The organism is Photobacterium sp. CCB-ST2H9, assembly GCF_023151555.2.
Classification (GTDB): domain Bacteria; phylum Pseudomonadota; class Gammaproteobacteria; order Enterobacterales; family Vibrionaceae; genus Photobacterium.
In genome coordinates this window covers 541161-561727 of sequence record NZ_CP100426.1, presented here as the reverse complement: position 1 = coordinate 561727, position 20567 = coordinate 541161, and the positions used below count along the sequence as shown (strand labels likewise).

Below are 20567 nucleotides of genomic sequence, written 5' to 3'. Positions count from 1 at the left end.
CATGGACACTTTTGTCCGGCTCTACACCAATCTGGATAAACACAACCTGGCCAGTCTGGCGGATCTTTATCATCCGGATGTGGTGTTTGAAGATCCGGCTCACCGGGTGATGGGCTGGCAAGCACTTGATGATTACTTCCTTCAGTTATACAAACATGTGACACATTGCCGGTTTGATATTCATCAGACTCTGGTTCAGAACCAGGCCGATCAACAACAGGGCTGCGTGGTCTGGACCATGAATTTCGCCCATCCCCGGATTGATCAGGGCCAGCTTCGTCAGGTGCAAGGCTGTTCTGTGCTTCGGTTTCAGGAGAACCGGGTGATTTACCATCGTGACTATTTCGATCTGGGAGAAATGGTGTACGAAGGTATCCCTATACTGGGCCGGGTCATCAAAACCATTAAGGCAGGTTTGTCATGATGTCGACTGTGCTGATCACTGGCGCCAGCTCCGGCATCGGCGCTCAGCTTGCGAAAGATTATGCCGTTGAAGGCTGGCAGGTGATTGCCTGCGGACGATCACTGGAAAAGTTGCAGCAGGTTGCAAATGTCAGTGAACGGATCACGCCATTGGCCTTTGATATTTCTGATTATCAGGCAACGCATGATGCCTTGGGCGATCCGACCGTCAGGCCAAATCTGATCATTTTGAACGCGGGCACCTGTGAGTATATCGAGCACGGTGAAGTGGATGTGGCTTTGTTTCATCGTGTGTTTGATGTCAATTTCTTCGGCCTGCTGAACTGTATTGAGGCCATGCAGCCTCATTTTACGGAAACGACCCATTTGGTGATGGTCAGTTCATCGGCATCCTTTGTTCCACTCCCGCGGACCGAGGCTTATGGGGCATCAAAAGCCGCAGTCGATTATCTGACCAACAGTCTGAAACTGGACCTGGCAAGACGAGGGATCACAATCACGCTGGTCTCCCCGGGATTCGTTGAAACCCCGCTGACGGATAAAAATGATTTTGAAATGCCGATGCGGGTGAGCACTGAATATGCTTCGCACAAAATTCGTCAGGGAATTGAAAAACGGAAATCCCAAATTCATTTCCCGCCACTGTTCAGCGGGTATCTGAAATTTCTGTCGCTGCTCCCTATGCCGTTGCAGCTGGCGATCGTGAAACGAATGACAGGGAAAAAATAATGAAGATAGCCATTATCGGAACCGGCATTGCGGGACTGACCTGTGCCTGGAAACTGCGCGAACGCCATGACATCACTGTTTTTGAGGCGAATGACTATATTGGCGGACATACCGCGACCGTCGATGTTGAGGTGGAAAGCGGATGCTATGCAATCGACACCGGTTTTATTGTATTTAATGACAGGACTTATCCGAATTTTGAAGACTTGCTGCGGGAAATCGGTATTGGCCGTCAGCCGACTGAAATGAGCTTCAGTGTTCAGAATGAAGCCATCGGACTGGAATATAACGGTCATGATGCGCTGTCTATGTTTGCTCAGTGGCGGAATTTTTTCAGTCCCCGGTATTACCGGTTTATCGGCGAGATCCTGCGGTTTAATCAGCTCGCCAGAGAAGCCAGTCTGGACGAAATGAATCATATCACGCTGGGTGAGTTCCTGAGCCTGCATGAATTCAGTCCGTTTTTCTGCCAGAACTACATCTTGCCCATGGGAGCGGCGATCTGGTCCTCAACTCTGTCGGACATGCGGGCGTTTCCGTTCCCGTTTTTCGCGCGTTTCTTTCGTCATCATGGGTTACTGGAAGTGACCAACCGACCGCAGTGGTTTGTCGTTCCGGGCGGTTCCCGGGAATATGTCCGGAGTCTGGTCCGGGATTTTGAGGATCGGATCCACCTGAACCAACCGGTTCGCCGTGTTGAGCGTTGCGGGCCAGCCATTGCGGTGTCAACGTCACAGGGCACTCACTTGTTCGATCAGGTGATATTTGCCTGTCACAGCAATCAGGCTCTGGCGATGCTTGCCGATCCAACGGTGCAGGAATCACGGGTACTGGGGGCTATTCCTTATCAGGACAATGAGGTTGTTCTGCATACCGATACGAACCTGTTACCGAATACCAGACGTGCCTGGGCAGCATGGAATTATCACCTCCCGCATGCTGCTGACCATGAACACCGGCTTGCGAGCATGACCTACAACATGAACATTCTGCAGGGGCTGTCAGCACCGGAAACCTTCTGTGTGACCCTGAACCGGACTCAGGATATTGATCCTGAAAAGATCCTGCGTCGGTTTACTTATGCGCATCCGGTTTTCAATGTCGCATCCATTGCAGCACAACAGCAGCGTGAACTGATCAACGGTAAGCAAGGATACTGGTTTTGCGGGGCGTACTGGTATAACGGCTTTCACGAAGATGGGGTCCGGAGTGCACTGGACGTGGTCAGAGAGATTGAAATCCTGAAGAGAGATACAGCCCGTGATCGTTCGGAGTTCGTCTCATGAATCTGAGCAGCTTACAGAGCGGTCTGTATGTCGGGCAAGTCCGGCACCGTCGTTTTACTCCGGCAAAGCATGCGTTCAGCTATCCCATGTTCATGCCCTTGATCGAACTCGATGAGCTGGATCTGCTGTGTACTCAGGTGCGCGGGTTCGGACAACGATGGTATCACCCGGTAAGGTGGCGACGGGAAGATTACCTGCGCGGTGAAGGGACGGGCCCCCTGAAAGACAAGGTTTTGGACAAAGTCTTCAAGCTGACGGGGGAGCAACTCACCGGCGGCAGAGTGAAGCAACTTTGTCAGTTACGTTATTTCGGAATCTATTTTAGTCCGATCAACCTTTATTACTGTTTCAACGAACAGGGCGAATGGCGCTGGCTGCTGGCTGAAGTCAGCAACACCCCGTGGAATCAGCGTCATTTTTATGCTGTGCCTGCTGTGTCGGACTGGCATGAAAAGCAATGGTTTCAGAACAAGGCTTTTCATGTGTCGCCCTTCAATCCAATGGCTCAGCATTATTTTTGGCGTTTGAAAGTTTCAGAAAATCAACTGCTTGTTCATTTGGATATTCATGATACTGACGCTGGTGATGTGGTGATGGACGCCACCATGGCTTTGCGCAGACAGGATTTTCGCACGAACGTGCTGTGGCGTTTGCTGCGTCAGACGCCGGTTCAAACCCTGAAAGTGGTTGCCGGAATTTACTGGCAGGCAATGAAACTGTGGTGGAAAGGGGTTCCGTTTCACGGACATCCGCGCACGGCAGCACATGCATCGCCAAAAGACGGCGATTCAAAACACGATTCAGTACCGGATGTGATATCCGGTTCTCTTCAGGGGAATGTGCAACCCCCTTTTCAAAGTTCCGGGAACGGCCCGATACAAAAGTCCGTGTATAAGCCTGGGCAGGATGCCGGGCAACATCATTCAACACATCGCTGAGGTCAGACAATGTCGAATACAGAAACGAAAAGCAGATACAGTACGAAACCGGAAGCCGGCTCAGTCGCCCGGACACTGGTTTTTACGCTGCTGAAGCAACTTCGCTATGCCGGACTGACTTTAGTTGACAGCCGGGGAGATACGCACAGGTTCGGAGATGAGACAGCCGATTGCCAGGCATATGTTCTGGTCAAAGATCCTGCGCTCTACCGCAGACTGCTGCAAGGCGGCAGTATTGCTGCCGGTGAGGCCTATATGGATGGCTGGTGGGATTCGCCGGATATCACTGCTGTCGTACAGGTGCTGGCCCGTAATCTGGCCATGCTGGATACACTGGAGGCGAAGACCAGCTGGCTGACCCGAATCCGTGAGCACTGGCTGCATCTGAACCGACAGAATGATAAAGCCGGCTCGAAGAAAAACATTCTGGCTCATTATGATTTGGGAAATGATTTTTACCGCACATTCCTAGACCCGCAAATGCTGTATTCCTGTGCAATTTACGATTCAGAGAGCGCATCTCTGACGCAGGCCCAGTTCAATAAAATGGACCGGTTATGCCGGCAACTGGAATTAAAGCCCTCGGATCATCTGCTTGAGATCGGAACCGGCTGGGGTGCAATGGCGATCCATGCGGCCAAACATTACGGGTGTCGGGTAACGACCACCACCATTTCAGATGCGCAGTATGAATATGCCAAAGTCCGGGTGGAACAAGAGGGGCTGGCAGATCGGATTACCTTGCTGCGTCAGGATTACCGGGAGCTGACCGGACAATACGACAAACTGGTCTCGGTGGAAATGATTGAAGCGGTGGGGAAAGCCTATCTCGCGACTTATATCCGGAAGTGTCAGTCTTTGCTCAAAGCCGGCGGTCTTTTCGCGATTCAGGCGATCACCATAGCGGATCAGCGTTTTGAAAGTTACAGCAAAGGAGTTGATTTTATTCAGAAACATATCTTTCCCGGCGGTTTCTTACCTTCAGTCACACATTTGGCGCAGAGCCTGACACAGTACAGCGATTTTGTACTGAGAGATCTGAAAGATATCGGTCTGGATTACGCGCGTACTCTGGCGGACTGGCATCAGTTGTTTAACGCCAGTACTGAGAAGTTAATCAAACAGGGATTTGACCAACGTTTCATCCGGATGTGGCGTTATTACCTGTGTTACTGCGAAGGCGGGTTCAGAGAGCAGACGATCAGTACGGTTCAGGTACTTGCCAGCAGGCCGAGATGGGGAGCATGAACGCACTTCAGTTGCGGGAAAACACAGCGCGTTCGACAAAAGCGCTGATTGTCTCCGGACTGGTATTCAACCTGTTCTGGGTCGTGGCCGTCGTGGGCCAGAATGATTGGCTGTGGCTGCTTGGGTTGTCATTGCTGACTTGCTGGGGACGTTATCCGCAGTCGCTGTTCTTTGTTTTGCCTGTAGCCATGCTGGGTTGTGCAATGGACAGCCTCCTGCTCTGGTTGGGAATTTATCAGTTTGAGGGCGGCTTGATCCCGCTCTGGCTGGCAGCGTTGTGGTTGGGGTTTACCAGTTTCCTCTGGTTCATTCATCGCAACTTAAGACGCTATTCAGTTGTGATCTTGTTATTCGCAGGAAGCCTGGGCGGCGCAAGCAGCTATCTGGCAGGCCTAAAACTGGGTGCCATTGTTTGGCCGCTGGGGACAAAAGTTACCTTTTTGATTGTCAGCGGTTGCTGGCTGGCTTTCACTGCGCTGGTATGGATTTGGCGACTTCGATAGAGGAGAAGTGTCATGCGTCTGTTGAAACGTTCCGAGCTGGGTTTACTCATGCTTCTGACCCCGCTGTCAGCGCTGGCGACGGGCCCCTGGCAGATGTGGCCGACCGTTGGTGAAGCCACTTTAAAATGGGGACCCTGGGTCATATACGATTCTCAGCTCCGCTCACCTTCCGGGCAATATAAACCGGACCAGGTGTCATCTTTAGCGCTGGTGATCAAGTATCGGCGGAATATACCCAAAGACGACTTGCTGGAAGCAACGGATGAGCAATGGCAAAAGTTGGGTTTCCCTGCAATGAAGCGGCAGCGTTGGCTGAGGGTTCTGGCTGATATCTGGCCGGATGTGCGTCAGGGGGATCGGTTGATTTTCGTGGTCCATCCTGCCGGCGGCACTTTTTATCAGGACAATCGGGTGATTGGAGAGGTCCGTGATCAGGAAATGGCGAAAGCATTCCTGAATATCTGGCTCTCACCCGATACAGAATACCCTGAACTCAGAAAGCAGCTGATTGGTCAGGCATAGCGAAACATCGTTCAGCTTTCACTTATTGGCAGGAGAATCAGTATGCAACGTATGATCAGATTACCGGCTTTGTTCATTTTGATATGGCTTGGGATATCGGTACTCAGTGGTTGTTCGACGTCAGTGGAAGAACATCAGTATCAACGTCCGAAGCTGGATCTGTTCCATTATTTTGAGGGCAATGTGAAGGCTTGGGGAATGCTCCAGGATCGCTCGGGGAAGCAAACCCGCCGGTTTTCGGTGGATATTACCGGAACGATTCAGGGCAATGTGCTGACGCTGAAAGAACATTTTGTCTTCGATGATGGTGAAAAGCAGCAACGGATCTGGACGATTACCCGTCACGCTAATGGGCGGCTGACCGGTACAGCCGGTGATGTTGTCGGGGAAGCAACCGGGGAAGTACAGGGAAATGCTCTGAACTGGCAGTATACGCTGCGGGTCCCGGTTGATGACACCACGTACGATATCGCTTTTGATGACTGGATGTTTCTGCAGGATGATTTCCGGATGTTCAATGTGGCCCGGATGAGTAAATGGGGATTTCATGTCGGCACTGTCACCCTGTTTTTTGAAAAGGGGTGACAGCGTCACTGGTGGTGCTTCGTGTTACGACGTTGCGGCCCGGGCCAGGGCAACCATACGTTTCAGCAGCCATCTGAGCAGGGTCGGTATATGGTCGATTTCACTGCTGTCTGTAAATTCAACCATGGCCAGCGCGACATCCGGCTTCGCATGATGTTTCAGGGCTTTCTGAATAATTTTCTTCGGTGGTGCCGGATAATCGGCAGAGACACGGGCCAGTCTCCGGAACAAGGGCTCGTAACCGTGGTTAAACAGATAATGCTCAATATCCAGATCAGGGAGCATGGTCAGCCGGTGTTTGTCAGATTCACTGCCCAGCATATGGCGGACCGTTTCTGCATATTTTTTCCCGGCGGCATCTCCGTCGGTAATTACATGCCATTCGATGCCCATCAGTTTGGCAATCTTGATGATAGGCCTTAAACCGCTTTGGGCGAATTCGATAACCTGCACCCCTTCAGAAGCAAAGTTATAACCGCAACGATAAGCGAATTCATTCAACAGCCAGACTTCCGTTTCACCTTCGACCAACAGCCAGGCGCGGGCATAGAGCGCCGCAGGACGGTGTAACCGGACATGAAAACCAACCCGGCGCAGCTCATCACGGCTCAGGCTGTGTTTGTCCAGGCTGTAGACCCGGGTTCTGTCCGGTTCCCGGTTGAGTTTTTTAATACTGTGAAGCGGTACGACAGAAGCCAGCTCCGGACTGTTGGTCGTCAGTATTTTCTGCATGGGCATGTTTGCGACAAATGCCCAGGCCTGGTGCAGAATAATCGGATGAAGACGACCTTCCGGATCTTCCAGTACCATAATGGGACGGGAGATCCGTTTCAGTTCAACCGGACCACGGGCACGGATATAGGCATTTATCAGCCCCATCAGAACCAGTTTGTTTTGCTTGGTCATTTCAGGACGGGCAAGCATTTCCAATGGGTTGGGGGAGTACTGGTTATGTTCGGGCAAGTGAATATGCTCGGAACGGGAAACCTTGTGGTGCGGTGTGAATGCAAAGTAATGTTCTACCAGTGTCCGTAATGCCCGGATGCTGCTTTTGATTTCATCCCCGCTGACATAACCGGGCCGGGTCAACAAGCGACGACAGGTATTATCCAGCCGTCGTTCAACGCGCATATTGATATCGTTTTTCAGCTCCTGATTGTTTTCATCCGGCTTCTCATTCCAGTCCATCCGCATCTGTCTTGCGTCTCTCATACGTACAATCGGATGGAGTACCATGAGCTGTTTGACGAGCTTTTGCGTCTCTTTACACGGGATAATGTCACCGCTTGTATTCAGGAAGTTGCGCTCTGTGGTGACTTTGTCTTCTTCACGCTCACTGCTGATTTGGTAGTAAAGCTGTTTGTTTTCTTTCCCGAGGTTAACCCAGACGGGCTCAAAGGCTTTGTATCTTCTGGCTTTATGCTCACCCGGATAATCTTCCACCCAATTGAGAATGATCTGAAGTTGAGAGACTTTGGTGTGGCCCAGAGAATAGTCTGCGTGAAAATCTGAGAAATTGAAGTTATGGAATTTGCCGTCAGGAGACAGCGCAATACTGAGCGCATCCAGCAGCGACGATTTACCCCAGGTGTTTTCACCAATGAGCACGGTCAGTTCATTTAGCGTCAGAGACAAGCGTCTGATGCCTCTGAAACCCGAAATTTCAATTCTGCTTAAATGCATAATTCACCAGCCATTTTCTTCTTCTCTTCTAAGCCTATAGCATTCGCGGCCAATGTGTGCATGGAGATGGTCACAAAATTGTCTGAACCCGTTGATTTTTATAACGAATGATAAAAGTATGATGCAACTTGTGATGTCTTGCCCGGATTGTTATAGTCCGCCAGATATGAAAGCACGGGCAATGGCTTTGTATTTACAAGACTTAAACACGGGCATAAGTGCCGGTTATTCAGGAGTTGGCTGATGGCAAAAATTATTCACACCATGGTGCGTGTACACGACCTGGAGAAATCGCTGGCTTTTTATAAGCAGGCACTGGATTTAGACATTTCTTCTCGTCTGGACTTTGATGACTTCAGTCTGGTCTACCTGAGAAATGATGAAAACGATATGGAACTGGAACTGACCTGGAACAAAGGGGCGGAGCCATACACCCATGGCAGTGGCTATGGTCATATTGCAGTCGCCGTCGATGATCTGGATGCAGAGCATGAAAAATTCAAAGCACTGGGGTATGCACCATTAGATATCAAAGAGTTCTCCCGGGACGGACAGTTAATTGCACGTTTCTTTTTTGTCCTGGATCCGGACGGTTATAAGATTGAAGTGCTTCAGCGCCACGGGCATTATCAATAATTGTGCCGGGATTCAAAAGGCAGCCTATCCGCTGCCTTTTGTGTATTCTGCCAGAGTAAATGATGATATTTTCATGACAGATGAGATATTCATCCCCTTCTTCGTAACCTTTGCTGTATGATTCTAAGGATTATGTGATAACAATCATATCCGACTGCAACATTCATGGAGAACACCAAGCCTGTATGACCCAAAACAATAAAGCTCAAATTACCATTGCTCATATCAACGATACACATTCCCACTTTGAACCTTCTGCGGTGCTGCTGACATTACCTGAGCATGTCATTCATCCTCATTCTCTGACAGAAAGTACCAGCCACGGGAAGACAACGGTGTACGCCAGCTGCGGTGGTTTTGCGCGGGTATCTACGGCGGTAAAAGAAGCCAGAAAATATGCTTACCTGAACGGGCGTGAATTTATGTTTGTTCACGCCGGTGATTGTTTCCAGGGAACCTTGTACTTTTCTTTGTTTAAAGGACAGGCGAATGCCCGGTTACTGAATGCTGTCGGGGTTGAAGCCATGGCGCTGGGGAATCATGAGCTGGATATGGGCAATTCGCTGGTGGCAGATTTTCTGGATCAGGTGAACTTTCCGATGATGGCCGGTAACTGGGATCTCAGTCAGGAAGATCAGACAAAGCGGAACCCGTTGCGCGACAAGTCCAATCTGTATGCATACGACAACATCACTGGCTGTGCACGATATATCGTCAAAGAGGTGCAGGGTGAGCCGGTTGCGCTTTTTGGTCTGACGATCGAAAACATGGATAAAATCGCCAATCCGGATCCGGATACCTCTTTCCGTTCAGTGGTACAAGTGGCAGAAAATACGATTGCTGCTTTGCGTGACAAAGGAATCAATAAAATTGTTCTGCTCAGCCACCTGGGATACGAACGGGATTTGGAGTTGGCAGCGCAGATTGATGGTCTGGGCGTCATTATCGGCGGTCATACCCATACCATGCAGGGTGATTTCACCAATATCGGTTACGGCGAAACGGATCAGTACGCAATTCAGGTGAATGGTACTTGTGTTGTTCAGGCAGGGTGCCACGCACTCGCGCTGGGTCAGATACATATAGATTTTGCTGCTGATGGTACCGTTGAGCAGGTCAGTGGCGGTAATCAGCTGTTGCTGGGACGCCAGTTCACGCTGGATGCAACCCGGAATGAGCATTTGGACCCGGACTGTCATGAAGCGGTCAAAAACTATCTGAAAGAACAAACCAACATCAGTATGTGCGCCAAAGATCCGGTGATCGAAAATATTCTGAATCTGGATTACCGGCCAGCTGTTCGCGAGCGTCAGACGAATCATGTCGCGGATATCACTGAAACGCTGCGTCATGTCCGTGTACCGGACAGTCACGGCGGCAGCGCGATTGCCCCTTTGGTGGTAGAAAGCTTTGTTCGCCAGGGACGTCTTGCGGGATATGATGTTGATTTCGGGATTCACAATGCTGGTGGGGTGAGAACGTCACTCAATCCGGGGCCGATCTCATCTGCTGATATTGCAGGCCGGCTGCTTCCTTTTGCGATTGGTCTGATGGTTTATCAGGTGAAAGGGGTCAAGATACGGGCAGCGCTGGAAGGTGCCATTGATAATGCCGTGGATAATGGCGTGGAAGGTACCGGAACCGGCAGTTTCCCGTATACCGCATTTTTACGTTTCACGTATCGCTGTTGTCAGCCGAAAGGACAGCGAATTGAAGCGCTGGAGTTCTTCAAAAATGGCCAGTGGCAACCGCTTCGGGATGATGAAGTGTATACCTCAGTTTCTTCCGGTTACACCGCGACAGGAAAAGAAGGCTATCAAGCGTTGCTGGATTGTGAAATGGCGCCGGTTTCACTGGACTGCACGATGGCAGAAGCCTTTGAAAGTTATGCGCGGGAACAACAGGTTCTCTCTGCACCCCAGAACGATCTCATCACTTATATTCCTTGCGAGTGTGAAGCTCACGAACAGGAACAAGGCGCGGCTTAATTCATTCGTGCGTCATTCATTCAGCCTGGCGATTGAGTCAGGCTTTTTTATGGCAGAAGGTGAATTTCTAATCAATTTTTAATGCCTCCGGCTATTCCGTCGACTTCTTCTTGATAAGTCAGTTAGTCAGGGGGTAGTGATGAATCGTGATTGGATGGATGCGTTTTTGATTGGTGTTTGGGTGGTGGCCTGGAGCGCACTGATGTACTGGATGCCAGTCAGCGGGATATAAGCAGAGACCGTACGTTACGGTCTCTGTTTTGTTCATTCGGTGATCAGGCGCAAGCAGTCTCAGGACCTACTTCTTCAATTTCGTGATGCTTCGCCAGTTGTGCGAGCCGGTAAGCGGCCAAGTCCTCGATGGTTAACACCGGCATTTGATGCTTCTGCCCAAAGGTAATGACCTCAGGTAAACGGGCCATCGTACCGTCTGGATTGGTCAGCTCGCAAAGTACGCCAAATGGCTGACGTCCGGCCAGACGCATCAGGTCAATGGTTGCTTCTGTATGGCCCCGGCGTCCCAGTACGCCTTCGGAATTGGCTTTCAGGGGAAACACATGGCCGGGTCTGTTCAAGTCTCCCGGTTTTGCATTTTCTGCGATAGCGGCTTTGATCGTGGTGACGCGATCTGCTGCGGAGACACCGGTGGTGACGCCTTCTGCAGCTTCAATAGTGACGGTAAAACCAGTCTGGTTTGCACTGGTGTTATTTTTAACCATCATCGGTAATTCAAGCTGATCAACCCGTTCCTGGGTCAGGCAGAGACAAATGATACCGGAACATTCGCGAATCATCAGTGCCATTTGCTCAGCGGTGAGTGTGTCGGCAGCAAAGATAATATCACCTTCGTTTTCACGATCTTCATCGTCGACGACCAGGACACCACGGCCTTCCCGTATGGCCTGAATACCGGCTTCAACCCGCTCAAAAGCGGAACCGAAAGGGGAAAGTAAAGACTGATTCATGGTATTAACTCCAACATGATTTTTCGTTACCAGAATCAGGGCGCAACAAGACAGCGTTTCAGCCAAGGCTGAAATAGCTTTACAGAAAAGCGCGATCAGGCAAGTCACAGACTCGCTGATCTGTTGTAAAAGCAAGAGAAAATCCCCGCTGATCCTCTTCCATCCGGACTATAACCGTCGGCTCTGGACTCACCATACGTTCAGGATGCATGGTTACACCAGATCTGCTGACCTTCATCCACACCAAAGTGTGACAGCGATGAAGCGCTCGCGGGCTTCCGTGAAAACAGTGTGTTATGAGTTGCTGTTTTCAACAGTTACCGCCGGTGGGGAATTTCACCCCGCCCTGAGAATACTTGCTGATAATAATGAAGTTTCTCACCAGAGAGCAAGACAAGTCTCACATTCTGAGCGATTCATGATCTTAACGACATGATTTATGGATGATTTGCTTGAAAAGCGAACGGTTTTTCGTCGGGGAAATAAGCAGACATGATAATTCAGATCTATGACCGGATCTGACATTGGCAGGTTCTTGAGTGATTATCGGAGCGAATACATTGCCAGTTCAAGATTCATTGTCGTGTTGCTGAAAGGGTTTTAGAGGCTTTCAGGCCGTGCTGATGATACACAGCCTGTTAGAGAACGTGATGATTATGCAGCGGATGACTGGCTCCGTGATCCGGAGAATAAACTGTTCCCCAGCCATTTCAAGACTAACGGCATGGTATAGATAGGCAATTGCAGAGCGCCAATGAGAGGCAGATAATCGGGTCCAAGGGCTGATCCGGCTACGGTAAATGTTAAAAGCACATTTCGGTTTGCAGAAGTAATCCCTGCTAACAGGCCGTCTTGCAGGCTTCGTCGCATAAATAAAAGAAAGCCTGTCACAAAAAATACAACGCAAATGGCCATCCCGTAACCAAAGTAAATCAACCCCTGTTGCCATGAGTGATCAAAAAGATCACGGAAATCTGCAACCAGCCCCAGCGGGAATGCAGGGACCAGCAGAATTGTCACCTGAGCTATTTTGCTGTGGGCACGTTTCAGAATCTGGTTCGGGATATAGCGATGACTCAGGGCCGATAACAGCATCGGACCAAAGATAAAGATCATCAGACGCTGAAAGTAACTGAGTAAATCCAGTTGAAAGCTATCTTGCTGGAACAGGACCAGGTTCATGTACAGAACCACTGGCATCAACAGGGTGGTGGCAATTGTCATGGCCATGGCTGCCATGACATCTAATCCGACTGAACGGGCAATGGCTGGTGTGGCAAACAAAGAACCTGTCGCTGCAACTGCAGTGATCGCAAGAATCAAGGTGTCTGAAGCACCCAGCATGTACGCTGTGGCGGCAGTGAAGATTGAGAGTAAAGCTGCATGATAAAACGCGTATAACCAAGTCCTGATTTGAAATAATAATCTGATGAGATCGCCTTGTTTTATTCCAATTAACGTAAATAGCATCAGAAAGAAAAGAATATAAGGAAGGAAGGGGAATATGGCAGAAGAAATATCCGGAAAGATAAATCCTGTGAAGGCTGCAAGGATTAATAAGATTGATGAGTGTCTCGCAAGCAGGGCTAACATGTTCAAACCTTTTTTATTGTTAATGTAATGTGATTTTGGCTTTGGTGAATCACGTGCAATACGCTAAATAGGCATAAATAGATACCATTTTGCGACAGATTATTCACTCCCTGAGCGTATTTATTTTTTACCATTTCAGAGCTTGAAACCTTTGGTTAACAGATTAGTTTTTCTTATCTATCGTGGGAAAAAATGTCATTTTCAGTTCAAAAATCAAGCGGTTAGTATTTGCCCTGTAGAACAACAACTAACCAAATTTTTGAGAGGCAATCATGGCACAGGCAATGCACTACAATACCATCGCAACTCAGGACGCAATGGATAAAAAAGCCTATTCGCTGAATATCAAAGGATTGATTGCACACGCGCTGGACGTTTTATTCCCTCATCAGGACTCTGTGAAAACCTATCAGGTTTCTCAGCTTCCGGTTCACTTACAAAAAGACATTGGTCTGATTCGTTAAGTTAGAATGTCCTGAAGAGAACATCTGAAGCGCCGACCTAGGGTCGGCGTTTTTTTATGCTGAATTTTTCTTATCTGAAAACTTACGTAAAACCGCATCTATCTCTCTGAGTTAGAACATTTTCATCATTGTTATCAGATTTTCATCTGGTTGGGTTTATTTTACAGAAGCATATGGCATGATAGTGTCATGCATTCAATCGAAGAGGAGTATCTTCGTGGGTTTTTGGTCAAAACTCTTTGGAAAGCAACCCATTCAGTCGCAGCCCGTTGAAGACACACCGGAAGAATACAAGGGATATTTGATTTATCCTGAGCCAATTGCTGAAGGTGGTCAGTTTCGTATTGCGGGTCGGATTTGCAAAGAATGTGATGGTGAATTGAAGACGCATTCTTTTATTCGTTCGGATTTACTCGCGAGTAAAGAAGATGCAAAGTCTTTGATGTTGAATAAAGCCAAAATGTTCATCGATCAGACTGGTGAGGCCATGTTCCGGTAAGCAATCGTGTTGTCAAAAAGGAGTGATGGCAACACGTGACAACCAGCTTTAGAGGCCGGCACTTTTTCAGGGGTTGCCGGGCCACAGTTTCAGCCATTCAGGTGAAACCAGTGGTTAGCCCCGGGTATTTGTTGGGAGAAAACGGTAGATAGTGGTGATGCTGATCAATGAAGCTTCGGTCATTTTGTCGGAATCTGAAGATCAGCTCAGAACTGTAGTTCTGCCCGTGAGTCATTGATGTCATTCACTTCAACGGAAGCGAATCACATCCGTTTTTTAGTCTCAAATTAAAGAGTGTTGTATTTGTTCCTTTCGCTTCAGGCAGTGTTGTGAAGCACTGGAAACGAAATGTGTACAATTTTGCTACTGTTCAGGGAATAACGATGCAGATAGGTGTGCCTAAAGAAAGCCTCGCGAATGAAACGCGAGTTGCTGCGACGCCGAAAACGGTTGAGCAGCTGTTGAAAATGGGATTCAGTGTCGCAGTAGAACACGATGCTGGTATACATGCGAGTTTTGATGATGCCGCATTTGAGGCCGCAGGTGCCAGTGTTGTCTCTGCGGATGAGGTCTGGCAATCAGATCTGATTTTCAAAGTGAATGCCCCAACTTTTGATGAAATTGATCGCCTCAAAGACGGAGCCAGTCTGGTCAGCTTTATCTGGCCGGCCCAGAATCCTGAATTGATGGAGAAGCTCTCCAGTAAAAATATCAATGTCATGGCAATGGATTCAGTGCCGCGTATCTCACGTGCTCAGGCGCTCGACGCACTGAGTTCTATGGCCAATATTGCTGGTTATCGTGCTGTCGTTGAAGCTGCCCATGAATTTGGTCGTTTCTTTACCGGCCAGATTACGGCTGCAGGTAAAGTTCCGCCGGCAAAAGTTCTGGTGGCAGGCGCCGGTGTTGCTGGCCTGGCAGCCATTGGTGCAGCCGGTAGCCTGGGTGCTATTGTTCGTGCGTTCGATGTTCGTCCTGAAGTAAAAGAGCAGGTTGAATCGATGGGCGCTGAGTTCCTTGAAGTCGATTTTAAGGAAGATACCAGCACTGGCGATGGTTATGCCAAAGAAATGTCTGACGAATTTAACCGTGCTGCAGAACGTTTATATGCTGAGCAGGCGAGAGATGTAGATATTATCATCACAACGGCACTGATTCCGGGCCGTCCCGCCCCGCGTTTGATCACTCAGGAAATGGTTGACTCCATGAAACCGGGCAGTGTGATCGTTGACCTTGCTGCTGCAAATGGTGGTAACTGTGCTTATACCGAGGCTGATAAAGTTGTTACAACGCCAAATGGTGTGAAAATTATCGGTTACACAGATATGGTCAGCCGTTTACCGAACCAGTCCTCCCAACTTTACGCAACAAACTTAGTGAATCTGATGAAGTTGCTGTGTAAAGAGAAGGACGGAAACATCAATATCGATTTTGATGATGAAGTGCTTCGGGGCCTGACTGTTGTGAAAGCCGGTGAAGTGACCTGGCCAGCACCACCGATTAAAGTTTCCGCTGTACCGCAGCAAGAAACGAAAGCCGTTCAGCCAGTTGTCAAAGCTGAAAAAGCGCCTATGGCGCCAGCGAAGAAGTATGGCTTGATGGCTGTGGGGATCTTACTGTTTGGCTGGGTCGCGAACGCTGCTCCGGCTGAATTCCTTTCTCACTTTACGGTCTTTGTTCTGGCGTGCGTGGTTGGATACTACGTGGTCTGGAATGTCACGCATGCACTGCATACGCCATTGATGTCGGTCACGAATGCTATTTCCGGCATCATCATTGTCGGTGCGCTGTTGCAAATTGGTCAGGGAATTGGCGCCGTGTCTTTCCTTGCCTTTATTGCTGTTCTCATTGCAAGTATCAATATCTTTGGTGGTTTTACAGTCACCAAGCGGATGCTTGAAATGTTCCGTAAAGATAAGTAAGGGAGTTGTCACCAATGTCTGCAGGAATTGTACAAGCGGCCTACATTGTTGCTGCTGTCCTTTTTATTTTGTCGTTGGCGGGCTTATCCAAGCAGGAATCCGCTAGGTCTGGTAACTATTTTGGGATGGTCGGGATGGCCATCGCACTGATTGCGACCATTTTCGGTCCGGAATCTGCCGGTACAGGCTGGATTATTCTGGCGATGATTATCGGTGGTGCGATTGGTATTCATTATGCCAAGAAAGTTGAAATGACACAGATGCCTGAGCTGGTCGCGATTCTTCACAGTTTCGTGGGGATGGCAGCGGTCTTAGTTGGCTTTAATACTTTTCTCGATCACGGCGAGCCATTATCGGGTGCCATGCAAAACATTCATCTGGTTGAAATCTTCCTGGGTGTGTTTATCGGTGCCGTAACCTTTACCGGCTCTGTCGTCGCATTCGGTAAGTTGCGTGGCACCATGTCATCCAAACCGCTGATGTTGCCGCACCGGCATAAGCTGAATCTGGCTGCTGTTCTGGTCTCTGTCTTTTTACTGATTGTTTTTGTTGACCCGGATCCATCCATTTTTCCACTGATTCTGGTGACGCTGATCGCGTTTGCTTTTGGTTACCACCTGGTGGCATCCATTGGTGGGGCTGATATGCCAGTTGTTGTTTCCATGCTGAACTCATATTCCGGATGGGCAGCTGCGGCAGCGGGTTTCATGCTGGCAAATGATCTGTTGATCGTGACGGGGGCGCTGGTTGGTTCTTCTGGTGCGATTCTGTCATACATCATGTGTAAGGCAATGAACCGCTCGTTTATCAGTGTGATTGCAGGTGGATTTGGTACTGATGGTGCTGTGTCTTCAGGTGATGAAGAGGTCGGTGAACATCACGAAGCGTCTGCCGAAGAAGTGGCTGAAATGCTGAAAGATGCCCGCTCTGTGATTATCACGCCGGGGTATGGTATGGCTGTAGCGCAGGCGCAGTATCCTGTCCACGAGATTACAGAAAAGCTCCGTGCGAAAGGTGTCAATGTTCGCTTTGGGATTCACCCGGTTGCAGGTCGTCTGCCTGGCCACATGAATGTTCTACTTGCTGAAGCCAAAGTACCTTACGACATCGTCCTGGAAATGGATGAAATTAATGACGATTTCCCGGAAACAGATGTGGTATTGGTTATTGGTGCAAATGACACGGTGAACCCGGCGGCGATGGAAGATCCAGGCAGTCCAATCGCAGGGATGCCCGTGCTGGAAGTATGGAATTCCAAGCATGTGATTGTATTCAAGCGTTCAATGAATACCGGTTATGCAGGTGTTCAGAACCCGCTGTTCTTTAAAGACAATACACAGATGTTGTTTGGGGATGCCAAAGAAAGTGTAGAAAATATTGCGCGCTTTCTTTAAGAACTGATGTTCGTTTATGACAAACGCCGCTCTCTGAGCGGCATTTTTATGTCTGCGGCAAAGAGGCTCTCTGGTCACCGGGGGCCAACCTAACTCTTCGAAATGGTCATAAACGAAATTCATGACGATTTTTGTCCAAGCCCTTATAGTTAGCTGATCTCATGACAATTTTCTGACAAACCGGGTGAAGTGAGTGTTACACTGTCGCGCTATGAAAAAGTATGTCTTGATTATTTCTTTATTGTTTACTGGCTGTCTTCGTGCAGAGACGGAAAGCTTGCCTGATCGTATGGCAGCGGCCCGTGCTGAGCTGCTATCCAGTAAACCCTTAGCGACATACGATTTTCGACAGTTACAAAGCCGATATCCGACACCTTTATTGCTGCCATCCAGTCTTTTACCCCAATCGGCTAAGTATCCGCTGGCTGCACTGCGCCACCTTTATCAGAGTATGGAAACCTGTAAGGGACCATGGCCGGTCAGCCCCTTGGTGACTCACCCGGTGGTGTTCACACGCGCGATGTGTAACAACACGGTTTTACCCAGAGGCTGGTTTGTGCGGGCGGGGTATATTCATCCCGGTGGCGGGAGTTATGCTGCCCGCTATCTGGAGAAATTTCCGAACCGGCAAAAAGAACTGGAGCCGTACCTTCATATTCAGGAAAGGGAACTGGCTGCAACAGATACTGTGCTTGGGCGCTTGCAGCGCATGAGCAGTGAAGAAATTCGGGTGTTTATTGCCGGCGCGGAAGCTTTTGTTTCCAATGGAGAGCTCTGGATTCGCAATGGCAACGAATACTTTATTTACGATCAACCAACCTGGGCTCATGCACTAGCTCAGCATGATTTGCACTTTACCCGCCTGATCGCGACTGATTTTTGTCTGGTCAAGAGCGGTAATATCTGCTGGCAGGAAGAAGATAAATCTCATTTGACTACCTATCTTCTAGCAGGCCTTTTGGTTGTGAATATCGGCTTGCTGATGGGGTGGGTCATGTACCGTTGGCGAATCCGTCGTCGGGCATTGCAGGAGCGCATGCTGGTTCTGCAAATTCTGACTCACGAGCTTCGAACACCCATCGCAAGTCTGAGCATGACGGTGGAAGGATTCCGTCGTCACTTTGATGCTTTGCCTGAAACCCTATATGATGAGTTCAGGCGATTAACTGAAGACTCACGGCGTTTGCGGCAACTGGCTGAGGCCAGTAAGGATTACTTGCAGGCGAATCATCAGGAGTTGAGTGTTCAGCATCTCGAGTCTTTTAATGAATGGATTGACTTTATTGCTGAACCTTATGATGTGACGCTGTCACTTACTGATGACCGTGCGGTAAACATCAATATGTACTGGCTTGGAACCTGCATTGATAACTTGCTGTCCAATGCTCAAAAATACGGAAAAGCACCGATTGAATTAACGTCATCGTTCAAAGATGGAAAGCTGATTGTCATCGTCAAAGACCAGGGAAGTTTAGGTAGCAAGGATTGGGCCCGGCTGAGAAAGCCGTTCGTGAGTGAAAAGGGCCTTGGATTAGGACTGACAATCGTTGAATCGATGATCCGTCGAATGGGCGGGCGGATGAAACTGATAGGTCCGCCAACCACTTTTATTTTGGAGATACCGTGTGAATCAAACTCTGCTACTGGTTGAAGATGACCGCAACCTTGCTGATGGTTTGCTCGAATGTTTGAAAGAAGCAGGCTATGAATGTCTGTACGCTGACTGTGCAACCAACGTGGCACCGCTATGGCCAAATGCTGATCTGGTTGTTCTGGATCGCCAGTTACCGGAAGGTGACTCTCTGTCTTACCTCGAAGACTGGTTAAAGCTGAAGTCTGTACCGGTTATTTTGTTAACGGCGATGGTTTCTGTGAATGATAAAGTCATCGGCCTGGATTCTGGAGCTAAAGACTACCTGACCAAGCCTTTTGCAGAAGAAGAACTGTTAGCCCGGATTCGAGTGCATCTGCGTAATGGCGACTCAGAGCCACAAAACGCGAATATTATTTCGATTGGTGAAACCCTGATCAACCTTGAAAGCCGGGAAGTGAAGCAGAAAGGTGAGTCAGTCACGCTGACCCGAACGGAGTTTGAACTGCTGGTTTTCCTTGCGAAACATTCCGGCCGAGTGTTCACCCGCGATGAATTATTGGATCAAGTCTGGGGATACAACCATTACCCGACAACGCGAACTGTCGACACCCACATTCTGCAGCTCCGTCAAAAGCTGCCAGGCATCGAAATCGAGACGCTGCGTGGGGTCGGCTACCGGATGAAAGCGCCGCAAGAATGAAGTCGTTGTGGGTTTCTCCTGTCTTAGGGGTGGTCGCCTGGATGTTGATCGCCCCTCAGGCTTCTGCAAAGTGGTTTGTGGGAAAGGACCTGTATACCGTTGCCCATCAGCGATTGCTGGAGGGAAATACGGCGGCCAGTTTCGACACCATGGTCCAGGCATGGCAGCAAAACCCGACGGATGAACAGCAGGCGAATTTGAATGACTTACTGGAGCTTGCCATCACAGAAGATTGTGGTTTCAGTTTGAAACAAAGGAGTTTGCCGGAGTGGTTGTCGAAAGTTGCGATTCGCCGTGAAGTCATACAGAACCTGAATCAGGTTTTGCTGAGACTGTCGATTACCGGTATTACCCGGGAAAAGCAACTGAGCGTTACCTTTTCCCGCTGGCCGAACAGCGACTTTCAGCTCCCGAATCCGACAATTTCGGAAAGCGGACTGTTTGTGTCTGAATCACGTCGTTTAGATGAACCGCTGTCCGCGGGGTTGTATCAACTGACAATCTCAGCAGACAACGACAGGCGCTGGAGTTCCTGGGTCATATTGACCAAGCCTGATCCCAAACAAAAGATTGGCTGGAAAGACAGTAAAAACTGGCGAATCGAGCGGGAAGTGCTGCCGAATACGACTTGTCCGTCCCCGGTATTGTCTATGAGTCTGTTTGATTTAAATGATACAAACTGGACTCCTATCTGGACTCAGGATGTGGATGGGAAACTGCCGACCAGCTTGCCGGCGATTGATGTACCTGATGGTCGATATTGGCTGAGTGTTGGTCTGGTCGAGAGCCGCTGGCAGGGCGATATTTCGATCCTGGATATTCAGCGTATCACCCGACCTGTCGATTATCCGGATTTTTGAACATTGAAAGCCAGGACGAATGAGTCCTGGTTTTT

Annotated in this window: 19 protein-coding genes, 1 pseudogene and 1 riboswitch; of the genes and pseudogenes, 17 read left to right on the top strand and 3 right to left on the bottom strand. The window is 49.2% G+C overall.

The window, feature by feature from the left end; genetic code table 11:
* Position 1: 1 nt before the first annotated feature.
* The 8 genes and pseudogenes from L4174_RS19120 (at position 2) to L4174_RS19085 (ending at position 6234) form a co-directional block, all read left to right on the top strand.
* Positions 2–424 carry a nuclear transport factor 2 family protein gene (locus L4174_RS19120; RefSeq protein WP_248143319.1) on the top strand — a complete coding sequence of 141 codons (423 nt, stop codon included), beginning with the start codon at positions 2–4 and terminating at the stop codon, positions 422–424.
* Complete coding sequence (locus tag L4174_RS19115; RefSeq protein WP_248143320.1) at positions 424–1152, top strand: SDR family NAD(P)-dependent oxidoreductase; 729 nt, start codon at positions 424–426, stop codon at positions 1150–1152. The genes L4174_RS19120 and L4174_RS19115 overlap by 1 nt, the downstream gene beginning before the upstream one ends.
* On the top strand, positions 1152–2438 hold the full coding sequence (locus tag L4174_RS19110) for an NAD(P)/FAD-dependent oxidoreductase (protein ID WP_248142288.1): 1287 nt from the start codon (positions 1152–1154) through the stop codon (positions 2436–2438). The genes L4174_RS19115 and L4174_RS19110 overlap by 1 nt, the downstream gene beginning before the upstream one ends.
* Positions 2435–3190: pseudogene (locus tag L4174_RS19105) on the top strand (DUF1365 domain-containing protein); the annotation flags it as partial. The gene L4174_RS19110 and the pseudogene L4174_RS19105, both read left to right, overlap by 4 nt.
* A 195-nt stretch (positions 3191–3385) precedes the next feature.
* On the top strand, positions 3386–4624 hold the full coding sequence (locus tag L4174_RS19100; RefSeq protein ID WP_248142289.1) for a cyclopropane-fatty-acyl-phospholipid synthase family protein: 1239 nt from the start codon (positions 3386–3388) through the stop codon (positions 4622–4624).
* Entirely contained in the window at positions 4621–5127 is a 507-nt protein-coding gene (locus L4174_RS19095; protein WP_248142293.1) for a DUF2878 domain-containing protein, read from the top strand. Before L4174_RS19100 ends, L4174_RS19095 begins: the two co-directional genes overlap by 4 nt.
* A gap of 12 nt (positions 5128–5139) precedes the next feature.
* Positions 5140–5649, top strand: a complete 510-nt coding sequence (locus L4174_RS19090) for a chalcone isomerase family protein (protein ID WP_248142297.1) — start codon at positions 5140–5142, stop codon at positions 5647–5649.
* 42 nt (positions 5650–5691) lie between these two features.
* Positions 5692–6234, top strand: coding sequence for a DUF3833 domain-containing protein (locus L4174_RS19085; protein ID WP_248142304.1), 543 nt, complete (start codon positions 5692–5694; stop codon positions 6232–6234).
* A gap of 24 nt (positions 6235–6258) precedes the next feature.
* Here L4174_RS19085 and L4174_RS19080 read toward each other — a convergent pair whose 3' ends face one another.
* A complete protein-coding gene (locus L4174_RS19080) occupies positions 6259–7917 on the bottom strand; it encodes a DUF2813 domain-containing protein (protein ID WP_248142305.1) in 1659 nt (552 codons plus the stop codon).
* A 243-nt stretch (positions 7918–8160) separates the two neighbouring features.
* Between L4174_RS19080 and L4174_RS19075 the strand changes: the two genes are divergently transcribed.
* Both L4174_RS19075 and L4174_RS19070 read left to right on the top strand, forming a co-directional pair.
* A complete protein-coding gene (locus tag L4174_RS19075) occupies positions 8161–8553 on the top strand; it encodes a VOC family protein (protein ID WP_248142314.1) in 393 nt (130 codons plus the stop codon).
* A 185-nt stretch (positions 8554–8738) separates the two neighbouring features.
* A complete protein-coding gene (locus L4174_RS19070) occupies positions 8739–10541 on the top strand; it encodes a bifunctional UDP-sugar hydrolase/5'-nucleotidase (protein WP_248142316.1) in 1803 nt (600 codons plus the stop codon).
* Between the two features lie 275 nt (positions 10542–10816).
* Here the strand turns inward: L4174_RS19070 and ribB are convergent, their stop codons facing one another.
* Complete coding sequence (ribB, locus tag L4174_RS19065) at positions 10817–11506, bottom strand: 3,4-dihydroxy-2-butanone-4-phosphate synthase (RefSeq protein WP_248142319.1); 690 nt, start codon at positions 11504–11506, stop codon at positions 10817–10819.
* A 147-nt stretch (positions 11507–11653) separates the two neighbouring features.
* Positions 11654–11864, bottom strand: a riboswitch (FMN riboswitch).
* A 296-nt stretch (positions 11865–12160) separates the two neighbouring features.
* A complete protein-coding gene (locus tag L4174_RS19060) occupies positions 12161–12850 on the bottom strand; it encodes a hypothetical protein (RefSeq protein ID WP_371929431.1) in 690 nt (229 codons plus the stop codon).
* A 521-nt stretch (positions 12851–13371) separates the two neighbouring features.
* Here L4174_RS19060 and L4174_RS19055 point away from each other — a divergent pair.
* The 7 genes from L4174_RS19055 (at position 13372) to L4174_RS19025 (ending at position 20532) form a co-directional block, all read left to right on the top strand.
* The gene (locus L4174_RS19055; protein ID WP_248142323.1) at positions 13372–13563 is read left to right on the top strand and encodes a hypothetical protein; all 192 of its coding nucleotides are present in this window, start codon (positions 13372–13374) and stop codon (positions 13561–13563) included.
* Between the two features lie 217 nt (positions 13564–13780).
* Positions 13781–14062 (top strand): HlyU family transcriptional regulator, encoded by a 282-nt coding sequence (locus L4174_RS19050; protein WP_248142327.1) that lies wholly within the window; start codon positions 13781–13783, stop codon positions 14060–14062.
* Positions 14063–14445: 383 nt separating this feature from the next.
* Positions 14446–15984, top strand: coding sequence for a Re/Si-specific NAD(P)(+) transhydrogenase subunit alpha (gene pntA / locus L4174_RS19045; RefSeq protein WP_248142328.1), 1539 nt, complete (start codon positions 14446–14448; stop codon positions 15982–15984).
* A gap of 14 nt (positions 15985–15998) precedes the next feature.
* Complete coding sequence (gene pntB, locus L4174_RS19040; RefSeq protein WP_248142331.1) at positions 15999–17378, top strand: Re/Si-specific NAD(P)(+) transhydrogenase subunit beta; 1380 nt, start codon at positions 15999–16001, stop codon at positions 17376–17378.
* 211 nt (positions 17379–17589) lie between these two features.
* On the top strand, positions 17590–19029 hold the full coding sequence (vxrA, locus tag L4174_RS19035; RefSeq protein WP_248142333.1) for a sensor histidine kinase VxrA: 1440 nt from the start codon (positions 17590–17592) through the stop codon (positions 19027–19029).
* Positions 19004–19672, top strand: a complete 669-nt coding sequence (locus tag L4174_RS19030) for a response regulator transcription factor (RefSeq protein ID WP_248142334.1) — start codon at positions 19004–19006, stop codon at positions 19670–19672. The genes vxrA and L4174_RS19030 overlap by 26 nt, the downstream gene beginning before the upstream one ends.
* Positions 19669–20532 carry a DUF2861 family protein gene (locus tag L4174_RS19025; protein WP_248142335.1) on the top strand — a complete coding sequence of 288 codons (864 nt, stop codon included), beginning with the start codon at positions 19669–19671 and terminating at the stop codon, positions 20530–20532. The genes L4174_RS19030 and L4174_RS19025 overlap by 4 nt, the downstream gene beginning before the upstream one ends.
* Positions 20533–20567: the final 35 nt, after the last annotated feature.